The sequence below is a fragment of the Vibrio comitans genome, assembly GCA_024346835.1.
Taxonomy (GTDB): domain Bacteria; phylum Pseudomonadota; class Gammaproteobacteria; order Enterobacterales; family Vibrionaceae; genus Vibrio; species Vibrio comitans.
Window position 1 is genome coordinate 136,651 of record AP024867.1, and the last position, 15,895, is coordinate 152,545.

The following is a 15,895-nucleotide window of genomic DNA, read 5'->3' on the forward strand; positions in this document are numbered from 1 at the left end:
ATTGGTAACTTGTTCACTGTATGGGGCCATCTTATTCAAACTTGCTTTTTGCGTCTAATTACTAATAATCAAGTGTAACTATGATTTAAAATAATAATACTATGGATAAATCAAAAGCTTTAACTAGGGTAGATCTCAATTTATTGGTGATACTCGATCTATTGCTCAAGGAAAGAAACGTATCACGAGTGGCCGAAGAGATTTATCTCACTCAATCTGCCGTCAGTCGCTCATTAAAGCGTTTACGAGAAGCCTTCGATGACCCTTTATTTACACGAAACGCCAAAGGCTTGATCCCGACACGTAAGGCCCTTGAGCTTGAAAAAGAACTCAATCAATTACTGCCATCACTGCTGCAATTGTTCGAATCTAATGAGTTTGATGCAAAGCGGTGTGACGACACTTTCTCTCTGTCTCTGCCTACGTTTATTGGTTCGAGTCTGATACCTAAGTTATATGTCCAGCTATCACGACAAGCGCCATTGGTGTCGATAGAAGAAACCCCCACCAAGGCCAACCCGTTCCAACTCATGGATGCCAATAAACTCGATTACGTAATCCACTATGAGCCTACACATGATCCCAAGTACCACTCAGAAAAGCTCGGAAGCCTCTACCCCGTACTCTATGTAAGAAAGGGGCATCCTCTTAGTAAACACTCGCAACCTAGCATAGAGGAAATACTGAGTTATTCATTGATAGGCATGACGATTGAAGATGACAGGCAACTCTCATTTCGCTCTCCAATTACCCAGGTCTATCAGGACCTATTGCAAACGCAAAACAAGCCTAAGCTACGAAGCTCGCAAACTCTAACCCTTCTGGAAATCACTAAAGCCACCGATTCTGTTTTGTTTGGCTCAAATAGCCTAAAGAAGATGGCTGGTTTCAACGAAGAATTCATAGAAATTTATTCTCTGAAAGAACACGAGAAATACCATGTTCCCATGTTTCTGATTTACCATAGCAGGCATGAAACCAGTCAAGCTCATCAGTGGTTCTATAAGCTATTCAAAGAGTTAGTTATAGAGATTATGTGAGGAAAGTTTTGTACTAGAACCTCTTTATAGCTCTCAATACCTTGAAATTCATGTGCAATAGAATCTCTAAATTGATAAGGTAATTTAGACCTTTACTAACAATGAATAATAGTTTGAACAACAGACAAGGAATGGTTAACTTTCAATCACTTAATAAGTGGTATGGCGACTTCCACGCCCTAAAGGACATCAATTTAACTATCCACAAAGGTGAGATCGTCGTTGTCTGTGGCCCATCTGGCTCAGGCAAGTCAACTCTGATTCGCTGCATCAATCAGCTAGAGCCTTTTGATAGCGGTGAGCTAACAGTGCTCAATCATTCACTACCCGGTCAGTTTAAAAATCCTGGTCAGGTAGGTATGGTTTTCCAACACTTCCACCTATTCCCGCATCTGACCGTTCTAGAAAACCTCACTCTTGCGCCAATTCGCACGCTGAAGAAAAGTACGCAAGAAGCAGAAAAGCTCGCTATGCACTATCTAGAACGTGTGCATATTCAAGAGCAAGCACATAAATATCCGGTTCAGCTCTCAGGAGGGCAACAGCAACGTGTCGCTATCGCCCGCTCTTTATGCATGAAGCCGGAGCTATTGCTATTTGATGAACCCACTTCAGCCCTTGATCCTGAGATGATCAACGAGGTGCTCGATGTGATGGTAGATCTCGCGAAAGAGGGAATCACCATGGTTTGCGTAACCCATGAAATGGGCTTTGCAAAAAAAGTCGCTGACCGAGTTATTTTTATGGATGAAGGCCAAATAGTGGAATCAAACAGCCCACAGGCGCTGTTTGAGAATCCTCAGCACGAACGCACTCAATCTTTTCTCAAGCAGATCTTAAGCTACTGATGCTTGGCCGTATTGTTAAACCTACCCTCTCTGCCATAGTGCAAATCATTGTGCTAGCTATGGCTGTTGCTTGGATATTGGATTCCGGTGCGCAAGCCATGGGCTATAACTGGCAATGGGATAGAGTCCCTGATTATATTGCCTTCTATGAAGACGGTGAATGGTGGCCTGCAGAACTGCTAGAAGGACTACTGGTCACGATACAGATCTCTTTGATTTCTCTGGTTGCGACACTAGCAATAGGCTTAGTGACTGCACTTCTGAAGAACTCAAACTCTGTCGTAGGTAGGACACTAGCAACAGGCTATGTTGAACTTATCCGTAACACCCCACTTTTGGTTCAAATCTACCTTTTGTATTTCGTATTTGGCCCGGTCATCGGACTGGATAGATTCAGTACCGCAATATTAGCACTGGCCCTTTTCCAAGGCGCCTATACTGCAGAGATATTCCGCGCAGGGCTTAACAGCATTGATAAAGGCCAATTTGAAGCGGCCCGTTCGCTTGGCTTATCCCGAACCTACACTTTTTGGGATGTCATCCTCCCTCAAGTTATTCAAAGAACATTACCTCCCTTAACCAACGAGGTGATCTCCCTCATCAAAAACTCTTCAATTGTTAGTGTTATGGCAGTGTTTGATCTAACAACTGAAGCCAGAAACATTGTTTCTGAAACCGCGATGCCCTTTGAGATTTGGTTCTCTGTGGCCATCATTTATCTCGCTCTCACCCTTTCACTTTCTGCCATTGCCGCTTGGTTTGAGCACAAGCTTGGAGCCAACTGGCGAACCCAATAAGGATTATTCAGCATGAAGCTATTTAAAACCGCTATTACAGCACTACTTGCACTCGCAGTCAGTCTGCCTGCGTTAGCCTCTGAAACACCCAATCTAGACAAGATCAACGATAGAGGCACCTTACGAGTCGGCATGTCGACGTTTGTACCTTGGGCCATGCGCAATAAACAAGGCGACCTCATCGGGTTTGAAATCGATGTTGCTAAGCGCCTAGCCGCCGACTCTGGTTGGAAGGTGGAGTTTGTTCCGACAGCATGGGATGGCATTATCCCTTCACTATTATCACAAAAGTTTGATGTGATTATCGGTGGCCTGTCGATTACCGAAGCTCGCTCCAAGAGCGTCTTATTCACTGACCCTTACTCACATTCAGGTGTGCAATTAGCCGCAAGCAAAGAACTCGCAGAAGGCTTTAATAAGATTTCTGACTTTGACTCTCGCCGCGTGAAAATTGCCGCTCGCCGTGGCGCTTTCACGGTTCAAGTAGCTCGCGAAACCTTCCCTAAGGCTAAAGTGCTTCAGTTTGATGATGATGCTCAAGCATTCCAAGAGGTATTAAATGGCAACGCACATGCAGTGATTGCATCTAGCCCAAAACCAGAGCATGAAGCCATTAAAAATTCGGACTCACTGTTTATTCCATTTACTGAGCGCCTATCAAAAGGCAACGAGGCCTTTGCGGTGCGTTTAGGCGAAACAGATAAGGCAGAGTTCTTTAACGAGTGGATCAAAGCTCGCACTGAAGATGGTTGGCTAGAAGAGCGCTACGAATACTGGTTCTCGACCCTTGATTGGCAAGACCAGATTGCTCAGGGTCAGTAAAGGCACCACTAATGATGGTCTGTGCTTATTTTTGACCACAGACCACTCTCAACCAAAATAGGAATAACGTGAGTAATACCAGCACACCAGTTATCGCTAAACCAATCGCTTCTAAACGCTATTGGTATCAACGTCTAAACCTATTGGACGGCATATTGCTGGCAATTATTAGTGTATTCATCACTTGGTTGTATTACCGATCCGCTGTTGGCATCAACTATCAATGGCGATGGGCCGATGCCTTTAGTTTGATTTTTATTCCCCCTTCAGAGGGTAAAATCCCCTATTTCTTTCAAGGTCTAGTGGCAACACTGCGCCTTAGTCTCTGGAGCATGGTACTAGCACTGTCCTTCGGCACGCTACTTGGGGTTGCTAGACATTCAAAACTCGCGGTATTCAGAACGCCCGCACTGCTGTTTATTCAACTCGTTCGCAACATTCCACCATTGGTGTTTGTGTTCATTTTTTACTTCTTTATCTCCAATCAGCTTATCCCGCTACTTGGCCTACAAGGCCTACTTCGTGAGCACAATGGAGATCTAAATGCAGTTCAGCAGTTTCTATTTGGACCAGCCAACTTATGGGAGAACCTAGCCTCAGGTGTGATTTGCATTGGCTTATTGTCATCAGCCTACATCGCAGAAGTAATACGAGCTGGACTAGAGAGCATACCCAAAGGGCAATGGGAGGCGGCGGACTCTCTAGGCTTATCCGCTCTCGATAAATACCGATTTGTTATAGGCCCGCAAGTACTCACAGCGATTACCCCTCCATTAGCTGGACAAGCTATTTCACTAGTGAAGGACACCTCTATAGTGTCTTTGATATCCATACAAGAGATGACTTTCGTAGGTACTGAAATGGCCAACTCCTCAGGATTAATTTTTGAGATTTGGTTGATTGTTGGCTCTGTTTATTTCTGCTTGTGCTTTGCACTATCGCGCCTGTTTAATCTAATCGAAAAGCGCTCTAGAGCTTATTTATAGCTGTCGCTTATTAAACGCAAAACAGGCCACTGATTAGTGGCCTGTTCATTAATTTGATAACCGTTATTTTGAGATACTATTGCGGATAGCTTGTCCTGGATACACACCCTTTAATACTTTCGAGTCTTCAACAACAACCGTACCGTTGACCACAACATAAGGGATACCTGTAGATGGCAAGCCCGGTTCTTTTAGCGTTGAGTTATCTTGTACTGTTTGCGGGTCAACCAAAGTAATATCCGCGTCCGCGCCAACTTGAATGCGCCCTTTGTTGGCCATTTGCTCAACACCATTTTCTCTTAGAAATTCAGCTGGCATATAAGACATCTTAGAAATCGCTGACATCAGTGGCATCAGGTTATCTTCACGCACCATTTTCAGCACCCGCGCTTGTGTGCCCGCAGCTCTTGGGTGACCTTGTAATCCTTCATAAGATGTATTCCAGCTATAAGCCATCATTCCGTTTGACTTCATCAATGGAAATGCATCACTACCAATGATTGTTGATTCATGCACTAAAGCACGTTTGAGATCTTCGTCAGTTGATCCAGTAAAAGTAACACTCGCCGATGGGTTTTCTTGCATTAATTGCTCGTAACGCTCCTTAGTCAAAGGCTTCATTGTCTCGGTTTCGATAATATCTGAGTAACTACGCCCCATATTGCGCTCATAGTTTTCAGGTGCAAGATAATCGGCTGCTACAATTGTTGCTCCGTAGTTGTAGGGATAAATTTCTGCAGCGACCTTCATGCCCTTTTCTCTAGCGTCATCCAACATCTTTAAGGCCACTGGAGTTTCATCTAGTGTCTGCTGATGCATATGTTGAATCAAAGAACCCCCACCATAGATGGCAACGCTTGATAGCATCTCCTCAATACTTAATAGCCCAGATGTCGGTGGAAGCTGACTTGAGAATCGGCCATGAAGATAGGTTGAAACACCATACTCTCCTGCCAGACGTTGCCACTCTTTGGTTTCAATCGTAGTGGTCGCTTTTGACATATAGCCCACAGGAACTCCAATACCCAAACCACCAGATTTAAGCTCAGAATCGACAAGCTCAGTGATCTGCTCTATCTGATCTCTTGATGCGATATCAGTTAAGGCTACACCGCTCACACCTGAAGCCTTAGTTTCAGATTGGTCAAACAAATCGTTAATCAAAGTGCCTGTACGACTGTTGTAGTCTTGGTTTAATATCTTAGTGCGGATTCCAGCAGAAGATACGCTAGCGCCAAAGTTTACCTGAGAGCGTCCTTCTAGCTTCTGGTACCAATTGTCTACTGGATAGGCTCCCACCTCTAACGCCAAAGGTGTTGTTACACCATTTCGAAGATGAAGCTTTTGCATCACAGGAATAGCAACCACATGGGAATGTGTATCTATAAAGCCAGGAGAGACTACCAGTCCTTCTGCATTAATGACCTTGTCTCCATCAATGGCATCATTGGTGATCTTGGCAATCTTTCCATCTTCTACGGCAACGTTAGCAATCTTGTCAAACCCGGTTTCTGGATCCATCACGCGCCCATTTAAGATAACCAAGTCGTAAGCAAAAACACTCGGTGAAAAGGCAACCAACAGTGCCAAGCTAGTACGTTTAAATGTGTTCATTGAGAAGTTCCTCATTAACATAAGTAAGTTGAGAGCGCTGTACGCTCTGTTACATACATTGTGTTTCATTGCAGGAATTGCCGTTAATTGCTTATGCCGGATGTCATCCGCCCAAAAACCGTTATACAAAGACTCCGACTACCATCACAAACGTTTTTGGGGAGAACAAATAAAAAAAACGACGCTATTAGCGCCGTTTTGAGCAAGGGTAAAAGAGTGCCTAGAAGTAAAATTTATAATTTGCCCACACTACAGTATCGTCGAACTCTATACTATTTGAGCCAGACTTCATGCTACCAGATGTATTATCGAGTCGTAATTGACCCCAGCGCGTCTTATCATCTGAAAATGGTGTCGCGATCATCAAGGTCGATTTTAATAGTGAGGTTTCAATATCGCCATTTAAGTAATTATACTCAGGCCAAGCACCAATATAGGTCCCATCATTACCAACGGTGTACATCATATAAAGCGCGCCAGATACACCCAATGCGCTATCATCTTTAGCCTTAAAGTGGTTCATTGAGTCTTCTGAATATTCCCCTGCCAGTAAACCAACTCGAGGAAAAATCTGCAATCCCTCCACACCGACGTTCAGCGCTGCAACGCCCCCTACCGATGCAGAGGTAAACATTGCGTTATCAATGATATCTATTGACATTGCTGCCCGAGGAACAAGTTGATCCTTCAAAGAGAACACATGAAAATACTGTATTCGACTGTCGGAGTATTTACCCTCTTGGGTCATGGTACCTTCAATGGTCAACATACCGGTTTGATTGCTCTTATAATTAAAATCAGAAGAGATAGAGCCTTTAACGGAACCTTGATTATTGATACCAAAAAAAGCTGAAGTGCTTGTTTCTGTAAGATCGGATGGATTGGGAGAGGATTCTTCAGCCAATGCAGAATGAGCAAAAATTAAAGAAAGTATCGATGCGGAAATATGAGTTAGCTTAGTCATTATATACCTGAGTAATGTAAAGTTGTTTAAAAGAAGCAGATGCAAATCGGCTTCTCGGTGCTCAGGTATTTTGATTTCGAATACTAAAAGTCTTTAATTACGTAGGGCGGATCAAACCCGACCAAAGACTTTCGTCACTTTATCGACCGATAAACAGCAGGGGATAAAAAGATCTGATAGATTTAAAAAAGACATAATGACAGAGAGAAAGGGATGAATTTCAGCATTGAGCAATTACAGGCATTCGTTGCCGTCTACGAAGAGCGTTCATTCAGTAAGGCTGCGGCAAGCCTAAACAAACATCGTTCGACCACGGGACAGGTGATCGTTAACCTCGAAGACATACTTGCTGTTGAATTGTTTGAGCGTATCGGTCGCACAGTTGAACCTACCAAAGAAGGCAAGTTGCTCTATCACTATGCGAAGATCGCTCTGGAACAATCACGAGTATTCGACAAAATCGCCTTGAGCCTTTCCTATGGGGGATTAGAAGAAGTCACCTTTGCTTACCCGAGTGTCACCCCACATAGGCTGCTTTCATCAATCAGAGCCAAGCTGGCTGAAGACTTTCCGAATCTGACCGTGAACTTCATAGTCAGAAACAAAGCAGAGATTGAACAAGGAATGCGCGAAGGCGAAATACATTTTGGCCTAGTAATGATCACCAAAGGAAAAGGCATCTATAGCGTAGACTCTACCTTCTTGGGTCATATGGAGTTCTTACCTTTTGTGAAAAAAGGGGGAGAGCTTTCCAAGCTTCCTGCATCTGACGTGCTAAATGCACTGCGTACAAGTCGCCAATTCATGCTTAAATCCCTCTCTGAAGAAGGCTTTAATGAAATGCTTTTACTCTCTGCCAAACATGATGAGATAGAGCAATTAGCGCTTATTATTAAAATGATTCAAGATGATCTTGGCTGGGCATGGCTTCCTAAAGTACTCACAGAGTCACAATACATCACTGATAACCTTCAAGCTTTAGATGTTGACCAACTGAAAAATGGCATCAAGTTTTCATTTGCTCTATGGAACCCTCATTCCAAGCAAGTGATCGATGTGAAAAGCTCCATAATGTCGGCCGTTGAAGAGTACATTGCCCATTTTAATACCCTGCAGAGTTAACACTACCGATAACAACAAAGCTTCATGTAAAAAAAGAGCCGCTTATTAGCGGCTCTTCCTACTTCTAATCAAGCATGACTTAGTAGATCTACTCTTTACCGAATACGTTGTTCTCTTGCTCTTGTACACGGATAAACGTTGTACGCTTCGTTAGCTCTTTAAGCTGTGCTGCACCTACGTATGTACAGGTTGAGCGTACGCCACCTAGGATGTCAGAGATGGTGTTATGAACGCTACCACGGTATGGCAATAGTACGGTTTTTCCTTCAGCTGCGCGGTATTTTGCAACACCACCAGAGTGCTTCGCCATCGCTGATTCTGAAGACATGCCGTAGAAAATCAGGCAAATCATAAATTTTATATTTATCAATAATTTAATGCATTATGCAACAAAACAAAAAATACGTAAGTCATTGAATAGTGATGGTATGAAATGGATCAAAATGAACTCTGCCGACATTTTTGCCGACATTTTATGGTCGCTCGAATTAAGTACCAAAGCAGGAAAAATGCCACTATAGACAATCGCTTTAGCTCGCACCTCCACCTGATAATATAAATTTACTATTTATCTATCTGTGAACATTTACAGAAAAGAAAAGGAACTTTCTATGCCTGCAATAGCTAAAGATATCCCAATACTAACCATGAACAATACCATGAGTGATACAACTCATGGGTTATTTACGTCTCTGCTACCTTTAAATAAGAGTATAAACACGAAAAATAACGTCGATGTTGCAGACTATATGGTGAGTATTTTATTCAGTTTTGCCAACTATGGCTTGGTAGTTCAATCAATAGATATCTCATCTAGAACTATCGATGTTATTTTCGGATTCACAGTACAGACGTTTCAAGTGACATCTCTCTGCATAGATGATACTGGTAGAAATTATGCAGTATTGAGATCAATTCGGCATCGCTACAAAAAAACCAAAATGCTATAACGTCCTCCAACGTAGGTATGTAACACACGAAATATGTTATTCGTATAACACCAGTACCGTGTTATCGAAACTACGAGTACAGGGCAACAAAAAATGAGCTTACACATATAATGTATAAGCTCGTTTTCCATGTTTAAGCGATTTCCGCTCTCACTTCACCCGTTGGTTTTGGCATCGGAACCTTGATTGACAAATTGGCCTGCTCGACAAAATAGACCAGCACTCGATACTTTTCTTTACGAACCGTCGGTGACTCATGCTCGGTTCGGCGCCAGTAACCAATCAAATGCTTGCGCCCAACTCGCTCTAATTGCTCTCCTAGGTTCTTCTCATGCTTAAACACATCATCGAATATCTCTATCAGTCGCTTGACCTGTTTTTGCCGATAAGCAATTCCAGGCTTTTTGTAGTGACGCATCACCGCGTGTATCTGCCGCACCGTGTTTGAGTTCATACTTCCTTCCTCATTGATTAAATGAAGAGGTACATAAAACGCTAAGCACCCGGCAAAAGGTCACGGTTTTTGTTTGTGCAGACACGCTTACCCTACATACGCATTGCTGATGCTCAGGCGGTGATGTCCTAGAAGCTTAGAAAGGGCCAGTCGCACCTCTTTATCACGCTTCGTAGCGTCAGTTACGCTGATATTAAGCGCCTCTGCGAGATAGCGATGATGGGCCTTTCCATGCTCAACTTGGGCCTTTACAGGAGGTAGAGCACCCATATGTTGCTTGTAATACTCACACGCATAGTGTTTACGCTCACCGTGCGTACGATACCCACAATCAATGCTTTGGTGCTCTCGCCATACCGCCGTTTGAAACGCTTTGAAGCTCATAGAAGTCGGTGTGAGGTTGTCATGTCCGGTTTGATATTGGAGCTTCGCGCCTCGCTCTAATGCCTTTCGTTGGCTGGTTGTATCACAAGGCACATTGCGTGGTTGTCCACCTTTAGTGCCACGCTCAATCACTATTTCAGCATTTACCTGCATCTGCTCTAAAGCCTTATTGCAATCCAATAAGGACGCTTCTCGCATTCGCAAACCAAAAGCGCGTTGCAGTTGGGCCAATACGGCAACCGGTTCACTCGCATTGGATACGATATAGTGATGCTCCGCTGAGCTCGTAGAACCGTCAACGGTGGCTATGCCCGTTTTAGAGGGGTAATCCAACTCTTTGGTTGCCAATACTTTGACAGCCTCGTCGCCCCTTGCCTGAGCTAAGCAAACATTCACGTGGCTTAGATAATCTCTGGCAGAGGCAGAGCTGAAAGTGGATTCGGATTCAAAGCGCTCTCGGAGATGCTCACCAAATTGCAGTACATGAGTTTTCTCAATCTGCTTAAGACGTTTAATGTCAGTATTTTCTTTTAGAAAAGCTGAGAACGCGCGGCAGGCAGGGAGCCTTGCTAAGTGTGTATTGTTTTTCACCCCACCGAGCTGCTCAAGTGAGGCGTTAATCAAGCATTTGTCTATCTGTCTCGAACCCAATCCAAAGTTAGGCTTGGTAAAGTTCCGAACACCACTTAAACGGTGCCCGCTGTATTTGGTTTTACGCATAGTTAAACTCCTATTCACTGTTCGTTTAACTAGTGTCAGCTCAATCCTAGTAGGTTGTCTGTTTGCAGTTTTTTAAGGTTCAACATAGCGGTTGATGCGCAGAAGAGTTTCACTTCTGTATCGATAAATGATTTACGCCTGTTTAAAACTGAATGCTTCTCCCTTTGGGAGTCTGTGGCCTTATTGCATGCTCATTCAGTGATGGGGTAACCGCTCCCTTCTACTTTAAGGTCGTGGGCAGTGTTGCAGCCTCGGTTAGATAGACAGTGTTGTTGGCATCAACAAACGGCTTATTGCATCCTCTGTCTATGTGCTATGTCCTGTGAAGTTAACGAACTCTCTCTTGGTGGCATTGCGATAATAACGCCAAGCTATTGCTGCTTATCATCGCTCCAAGTCTCTGTTTACGTGCCGTCACTTCCGAAAACTTTTTCTCGTCATGTCAGTGCGTGCTTGCAGTATAAGGGCTGAGGCCCGCTATGGCACTTCGTCTAATTTCTTGTCAGTAATTAGACGAAGTGTTGACTCCCTGCCTATTGCACATCTGGCTCGTCATTACAGACTCGCCCACTCACATCAATCAAAAATTTTCTGTTAGTTTTATTTTTTCGCTCAGAGTTCCCTACTTTGCCACTTGGCTTGTGCGTTATTCGCATTTCAATGTGCACTCTTGCACCATCACTGAGAGTAGGAAAAATTCGTGTCCAAAAAGATTGTGTTGAGGTTTTATCGCGCGAGATGATGACTAGTATCGCTGAGTGTCTTTGAAAAGAAAAACAACGTTTTCCATTGCGTCATATTCGAAAAAAGAAAAGCCACTCCGAAATGAAGTGGCTCATAACAAGACAGAACTAACACTGCCTATTTTAAGAGGTGAATGGCGACGCAGAAGGATGGGACTATCTTGTGAGTGACACTCGCTTTTCACTTCTGCATCGCCTTTCCCTGAAATAGGCACAGTCATTACCTCACAATAGAGCGTTACGCTTTTTTCTTTTTCAAACATATACGATTAAAGAAACAGCTCTATGTGAGTACACAATTAAACACTGACTCTCTCATCTTTCACTTCAACTCTCCCTACCTCTTATGACTGCAAATCGCAGCACATTCACTTCGTTTAACCACAGGTAGGGATATCACAATGAATCAAAATACACAGGCAACCACGCCTGAGCATGCCAGCACATCAGATAATGGCACTACGCAACAAACACTGAAAAAGGTTCAGTATCATTTACACCAAGTAATGGCACCGAACTGGCAAAGTGGATACGTCACGAAAGACATCATGTACCAATTGATGAGTCATCGAATGGGGTATGAGTTCAGTATCGAAAACGTATCTAGCGTTGAGGAGGGGCGAGCAGCATATCGATGGGCTCTGTACTTCAACAAGATGTTTGAAGCTGAGCGCCAAGTAATGCGCCACTGGTAAAACAAAAATTCACGCAGAGGCATCGCTTTTGCGTGAATTTTTATTTGGACGCAGTGGGTGGAGCATTGCCCAATACACTTTCTCAGTTTATGGACTCTCGAAGAGACGCTTATGACAAGCCTATATACTTTTTGCCGGCCAACACTAAAATCATGACTTCAAATTTGCCTTACCTCATGTGTCGCCCACTTCAGGGCTACGTACTGTGATTGAATAAAAAATAAGGTAGATATCATGACAAAAATCGAACTGCTCCTCCTCATAGACGCCCTTGAAAACAAGATACGCTACATTGAGGAAGGAACTGAAGAACTAAGAGAACGAGTGCGTGAATTACGAGTAAAGTTTTATCAAGAACATGGTTTAAGTAACGGTAAGAAAGAGGGACCATCGATTGTACGTTCAAACTAGAACGCTGACTTAACGTCGAACTTCACATTTCACGTTCATCGAGAGTGAACAAAAGCCTACCAGATATACACTGGTAGGCTTTTTTAGGCTATGTGGAGTTCATCATCAGTCCGATACTCAGTCAGATTAAACAGTAGGTCTGGCAATCAACTACATAAAGCAGTGTTTTTTCTCAAATCAAGATTCTACTTCTTCAAGAGGCACCTTGATTCGACCATCTTGCGTCTCTAGGTCAATGATTGAAACACGTGCACCCAGTGCGCTATCAGTTTGCTGTTCAATCAAGTGATTCAACACACCTTGAGCATAAAAGTTGTGTTGTTTGTGAGCAATAAGCGCTAGATGGTAAATACTGCCACTGCTTTGTGGAAATACACAGATGTCACCTTCCATAAAGGTAGAGTCTAAGTCGTCTGCACCCGAGCTGAGTCTCCATTTATCTGGGTCAGCAAAACCACCCACCCAACTGCCAAAAACCTGATAAAAATGTGACTGCCCTGGGATTTCAACCTTGAGAATGCACCATCCTTCAGGCTCATAGATTCGTTCCATCTTCATACTCTCACTTAATACCAAACACACCCCAAGTCTATCCGGTAAAAAGACAAAAATAGTCGCTAAATAAGATTATGTTCACCACTGCTAAGCAACGCTCTACTCATCATAGATAGTCAGTTCACCGTCACTCTAGTTATCGCCCTCATGTTTTGCTGGATTCTACAAATACAATTTTTAAGAGCACTGGAGAACCAAGAGGTTTAACACGTTTCTAGACATTTATGAGTTACTACCCATAAAGAATTCTGGCTTTGGGATTACTTCGGGTATTACGACCACAATGAATATGACTGGCCAAATACCCTTATCCGCTGCACCACTCGATGGGTGTAAATAGTAAACTCAACCGACTCTAGTTGCTTCCTTTCAAGTGGCTAAGTCAGCTAATTATTAAGCTGACTTTTCAATTTACCGTCTATCTGACCGTATGCAAAAAAGCGAATTATTGCCTCCTGGTAACCCAGCGACCCGGCAACATTAACCAAACTGTAACTTAAAAGTACAAATCATATCTTAATTGATACGTATGATTCGGTTCCTGCATTGCAATGTAATCCATTATTCGACTCAAGCTCAATTGCGAGTCCAAGCCTATAACTTAAAAATACAAAAGAACTATCAATGAAAATCAAGAAATTATCCGTATTGTCCTTAGCTATTGCTAGTGTATTAGCTGGCTGTAATAGCAGGTCTAGCTCAGACACAACCATCGCGAAACCCTCACTCCCTTCAGGTGTAGGCTATGAACTGACCGTTCCAGTTCCAGGCGTTGCCTACCCTCTACCTATGGTTGAGAATGCGCCTAACAACTCAAACGACCCATATCGTTATGATATCGACCATAATCCACTTACTCATATACTAAGTGGTATGAACAAAATCTGGCATGCTGGCGTTGACGGGTGGCAGAATAATGCAAATGGCGACGGCCCTGAAACTTTCGACGAAACCATCCTCGACCATGACGTTTGGGCTCACAACATTCAATATGTTGTTGATGTAACAACAAACCGTACGTTAGAGCAAGCTATCGAGAGCTATACCGATGATAGACGTAGCAAAAACTACAGCGTAATAGATGGCTTTGGTCCATTAACTCAAGCCTATCTCGATGCTTCAGATGCTTATGTTGATATCGATGTGCCTACTGTCAAAGATATTCTAGAAAACGATAACTTCTTTGCTGTCGCAAACGATGGTGGTGATTACACTGGTGATGAATCAAAAGAGCTTGGCAGTGTTGTTAAGCTTGTTCGCGATTTTCGAGATGCAAACGCATCGACTAACCCATCAAAGTATATTTATTCAACACCTCGACCTTGGCGTATGGACTCTGTAGGTCAAGTTGACTATTTAGGTACTGTTGAGCATGAGTGTATACAGCAAGATGGTAGTGTTGAAGCACGCATATATGACACATATACAAGTGATGTAGAAGTGCTACCAGGTATCTACTGTGCTGGTCGTCATCATGGCAATGATCCAGTAACCGAAGATCACGGTAACCGACGCAAAGATGGTGGTTACCCAAGCGGTCACACTAATGCAGGTTACCTTGCGGCGATGGGCTACGCATACGCAATGCCAGAACGCTTTGCAGAGTTTATTACTCGTGGTTCACAAATGGGTGAAAATCGCGTTCTAACAGGTATGCACTCTCCTGTTGATGTCATAGGTGCTAGAATTCACTTCCAAGCAATTGTTGCGGGTGCACTTGCTCAAGATGACGTTTATACAAACGCTCAACAAGCATACAACCATGCGGGCGTATACTTTGGCAATATGGCACGTGAAGAAGGCTATGAACTTTTTGATTACGCACATCGCCACGTTGAAGATGAAGTTGGCTTTGTTGACGGTGAGTATGCAATCACTGTGGTTGGTGACAACAACCGTTACGCAGATCATGAGCTAAACAAGAAAACTTACCGTGAGCGCATGACCTATGGTTTTGAACAAGACCTTAGCTTAGCGGGTCAGGAGGCTATCGTACCAAAAGGGGCTGAGCGTTTACTTGAAACACGACTTCCTTACCTGTCTGACGAGCAACGCCGAGCTGTTCTTTACACTACATCTATCGACTCTGGTTACCCTATCTTAGATGACACCAACGGTTGGGGGCGTCTTGACTTAGTAATGGCTGCCGATGGCTTTGGCAGCTTTGTTAAAGATGTCGATGTGACCATGAGTGCAAGTGCAGGTCGCTTTAATGCCAAAGATACTTGGCGGAATGATATTGATGGTTTAGGCAAGCTTACCAAATCAGGGACAGGCCACCTTAATCTGATCGGTGATAACAGCTACACTGGTGGCACTGTGCTTAAAGATGGCACTCTAGAGGCATCAAGCTCATCTGCCTTGGGTCAAGGTGACGTTTACATTGTCGATGGACTTCTTCTTGTTTCTTCGATTGATGGTCTAAAGATTGGCGGTAGCTTTACGCAGCAAGACGGTAGCTTAATCGTCAACATTGACAATAATGAAGTATCGGTTGAAGTTGCTGAAACTCTCTACATCGAGGAAGGTAAACTTGAGCTTCATATTGCAGATAGTATTTCCGCCGGGCAAACTATCAACTTAATTACTGCTAAACGTCGCTCTGGCGAGTTTACTGAAGTGGATGCGGGTAGCCGAAATGTAGAATTGTCTTACACAGAAAAAGGTGTTCAAGTTACGGTTTTATAATAAGTAGCTATGCAGGGTTGCCATTAGGCAGCCCTTTACCTCCCGTACATTAGTTATGTATTCGCCACTCTATTTTCAACTTCCCTGCATAATGAGAAAGCA

Annotated in this window: 15 protein-coding genes and 1 pseudogene; 10 read left to right on the forward strand and 6 right to left on the reverse strand. The window is 43.5% G+C overall.

Annotated elements, in window-relative coordinates:
- Positions 1-101 precede the first annotated feature (101 nt).
- The 5 genes from OCU46_RS14455 (at position 102) to OCU46_RS14475 (ending at position 4,493) form a co-directional block, all read left to right on the forward strand.
- On the forward strand, positions 102-1,040 hold the full coding sequence (locus OCU46_RS14455) for a LysR family transcriptional regulator (protein ID WP_141268821.1): 939 nt from the start codon (positions 102-104) through the stop codon (positions 1,038-1,040).
- Positions 1,041-1,141: 101 nt separating this feature from the next.
- Positions 1,142-1,888: an amino acid ABC transporter ATP-binding protein gene (locus OCU46_RS14460; protein ID WP_141268819.1), complete on the forward strand. Its 747-nt coding sequence runs from the start codon at positions 1,142-1,144 to the stop codon at positions 1,886-1,888.
- The gene (locus OCU46_RS14465) at positions 1,888-2,685 is read left to right on the forward strand and encodes an amino acid ABC transporter permease (protein WP_141268817.1); all 798 of its coding nucleotides are present in this window, start codon (positions 1,888-1,890) and stop codon (positions 2,683-2,685) included. Before OCU46_RS14460 ends, OCU46_RS14465 begins: the two co-directional genes overlap by 1 nt.
- Positions 2,686-2,697: 12 nt before the next feature.
- The gene (locus OCU46_RS14470; RefSeq protein ID WP_141268815.1) at positions 2,698-3,507 is read left to right on the forward strand and encodes a transporter substrate-binding domain-containing protein; all 810 of its coding nucleotides are present in this window, start codon (positions 2,698-2,700) and stop codon (positions 3,505-3,507) included.
- A gap of 68 nt (positions 3,508-3,575) precedes the next feature.
- On the forward strand, positions 3,576-4,493 hold the full coding sequence (locus OCU46_RS14475) for an amino acid ABC transporter permease (RefSeq protein WP_141268813.1): 918 nt from the start codon (positions 3,576-3,578) through the stop codon (positions 4,491-4,493).
- Between the two features lie 63 nt (positions 4,494-4,556).
- Here the strand turns inward: OCU46_RS14475 and OCU46_RS14480 are convergent, their stop codons facing one another.
- Together OCU46_RS14480 and OCU46_RS14485 are read right to left on the reverse strand one after the other, a co-directional pair.
- The gene (locus tag OCU46_RS14480) at positions 4,557-6,107 is read right to left on the reverse strand and encodes an amidohydrolase family protein (RefSeq protein ID WP_141268811.1); all 1,551 of its coding nucleotides are present in this window, start codon (positions 6,105-6,107) and stop codon (positions 4,557-4,559) included.
- A gap of 220 nt (positions 6,108-6,327) precedes the next feature.
- Positions 6,328-7,071 (reverse strand): hypothetical protein, encoded by a 744-nt coding sequence (locus OCU46_RS14485; RefSeq protein WP_141268809.1) that lies wholly within the window; start codon positions 7,069-7,071, stop codon positions 6,328-6,330.
- Positions 7,072-7,284: 213 nt separating this feature from the next.
- Between OCU46_RS14485 and OCU46_RS14490 the strand changes: the two genes are divergently transcribed.
- Complete coding sequence (locus tag OCU46_RS14490; RefSeq protein ID WP_141268807.1) at positions 7,285-8,193, forward strand: LysR family transcriptional regulator; 909 nt, start codon at positions 7,285-7,287, stop codon at positions 8,191-8,193.
- An 88-nt stretch (positions 8,194-8,281) separates the two neighbouring features.
- On the opposite strand, the pseudogene OCU46_RS14495 reads toward OCU46_RS14490, so the two are convergent.
- Positions 8,282-8,530: pseudogene (locus tag OCU46_RS14495) on the reverse strand (IMP dehydrogenase); the annotation flags it as partial.
- Between the two features lie 274 nt (positions 8,531-8,804).
- Here OCU46_RS14495 and OCU46_RS14500 point away from each other — a divergent pair.
- Positions 8,805-9,143, forward strand: coding sequence for a hypothetical protein (locus tag OCU46_RS14500; protein WP_141268805.1), 339 nt, complete (start codon positions 8,805-8,807; stop codon positions 9,141-9,143).
- Positions 9,144-9,276: 133 nt separating this feature from the next.
- Here OCU46_RS14500 and OCU46_RS14505 read toward each other — a convergent pair whose 3' ends face one another.
- Both OCU46_RS14505 and OCU46_RS14510 read right to left on the reverse strand, forming a co-directional pair.
- Positions 9,277-9,597 carry a hypothetical protein gene (locus tag OCU46_RS14505; protein ID WP_141268803.1) on the reverse strand — a complete coding sequence of 107 codons (321 nt, stop codon included), beginning with the start codon at positions 9,595-9,597 and terminating at the stop codon, positions 9,277-9,279.
- 87 nt (positions 9,598-9,684) lie between these two features.
- The gene (locus OCU46_RS14510; protein WP_337972464.1) at positions 9,685-10,701 is read right to left on the reverse strand and encodes an integrase domain-containing protein; all 1,017 of its coding nucleotides are present in this window, start codon (positions 10,699-10,701) and stop codon (positions 9,685-9,687) included.
- 1,144 nt (positions 10,702-11,845) lie between these two features.
- Between OCU46_RS14510 and OCU46_RS14515 the strand changes: the two genes are divergently transcribed.
- Together OCU46_RS14515 and OCU46_RS14520 are read left to right on the forward strand one after the other, a co-directional pair.
- Positions 11,846-12,139 (forward strand): hypothetical protein, encoded by a 294-nt coding sequence (locus tag OCU46_RS14515; RefSeq protein WP_141272969.1) that lies wholly within the window; start codon positions 11,846-11,848, stop codon positions 12,137-12,139.
- A 234-nt stretch (positions 12,140-12,373) separates the two neighbouring features.
- Positions 12,374-12,550 carry a hypothetical protein gene (locus tag OCU46_RS14520; protein WP_167495433.1) on the forward strand — a complete coding sequence of 59 codons (177 nt, stop codon included), beginning with the start codon at positions 12,374-12,376 and terminating at the stop codon, positions 12,548-12,550.
- A 177-nt stretch (positions 12,551-12,727) separates the two neighbouring features.
- On the opposite strand, the gene OCU46_RS14525 is transcribed toward OCU46_RS14520, so the two are convergent.
- Positions 12,728-13,108 carry a hypothetical protein gene (locus OCU46_RS14525; RefSeq protein ID WP_337972465.1) on the reverse strand — a complete coding sequence of 127 codons (381 nt, stop codon included), beginning with the start codon at positions 13,106-13,108 and terminating at the stop codon, positions 12,728-12,730.
- Between the two features lie 621 nt (positions 13,109-13,729).
- On the opposite strand from OCU46_RS14525, the gene OCU46_RS14530 reads away from it, so the two are divergent.
- On the forward strand, positions 13,730-15,793 hold the full coding sequence (locus tag OCU46_RS14530; protein WP_141272966.1) for an autotransporter-associated beta strand repeat-containing protein: 2,064 nt from the start codon (positions 13,730-13,732) through the stop codon (positions 15,791-15,793).
- Positions 15,794-15,895: the final 102 nt, after the last annotated feature.

Coding starts and splice junctions, on each gene's coding strand:
- OCU46_RS14455 (WP_141268821.1), top strand. CDS start 102: ATGGATAAATCAAAAGCTTTAACTAGGGTAGATCTCAATTTATTGGTG.
- OCU46_RS14460 (WP_141268819.1), top strand. CDS start 1,142: ATGAATAATAGTTTGAACAACAGACAAGGAATGGTTAACTTTCAATCA.
- OCU46_RS14465 (WP_141268817.1), top strand. CDS start 1,888: ATGCTTGGCCGTATTGTTAAACCTACCCTCTCTGCCATAGTGCAAATC.
- OCU46_RS14470 (WP_141268815.1), top strand. CDS start 2,698: ATGAAGCTATTTAAAACCGCTATTACAGCACTACTTGCACTCGCAGTC.
- OCU46_RS14480 (WP_141268811.1), bottom strand. CDS start 6,107: ATGAACACATTTAAACGTACTAGCTTGGCACTGTTGGTTGCCTTTTCA.
- OCU46_RS14485 (WP_141268809.1), bottom strand. CDS start 7,071: ATGACTAAGCTAACTCATATTTCCGCATCGATACTTTCTTTAATTTTT.
- OCU46_RS14490 (WP_141268807.1), top strand. CDS start 7,285: ATGAATTTCAGCATTGAGCAATTACAGGCATTCGTTGCCGTCTACGAA.
- OCU46_RS14500 (WP_141268805.1), top strand. CDS start 8,805: ATGCCTGCAATAGCTAAAGATATCCCAATACTAACCATGAACAATACC.
- OCU46_RS14505 (WP_141268803.1), bottom strand. CDS start 9,597: ATGAACTCAAACACGGTGCGGCAGATACACGCGGTGATGCGTCACTAC.
- OCU46_RS14510 (WP_337972464.1), bottom strand. CDS start 10,701: ATGCGTAAAACCAAATACAGCGGGCACCGTTTAAGTGGTGTTCGGAAC.
- OCU46_RS14515 (WP_141272969.1), top strand. CDS start 11,846: ATGAATCAAAATACACAGGCAACCACGCCTGAGCATGCCAGCACATCA.
- OCU46_RS14520 (WP_167495433.1), top strand. CDS start 12,374: ATGACAAAAATCGAACTGCTCCTCCTCATAGACGCCCTTGAAAACAAG.
- OCU46_RS14525 (WP_337972465.1), bottom strand. CDS start 13,108: ATGAAGATGGAACGAATCTATGAGCCTGAAGGATGGTGCATTCTCAAG.
- OCU46_RS14530 (WP_141272966.1), top strand. CDS start 13,730: ATGAAAATCAAGAAATTATCCGTATTGTCCTTAGCTATTGCTAGTGTA.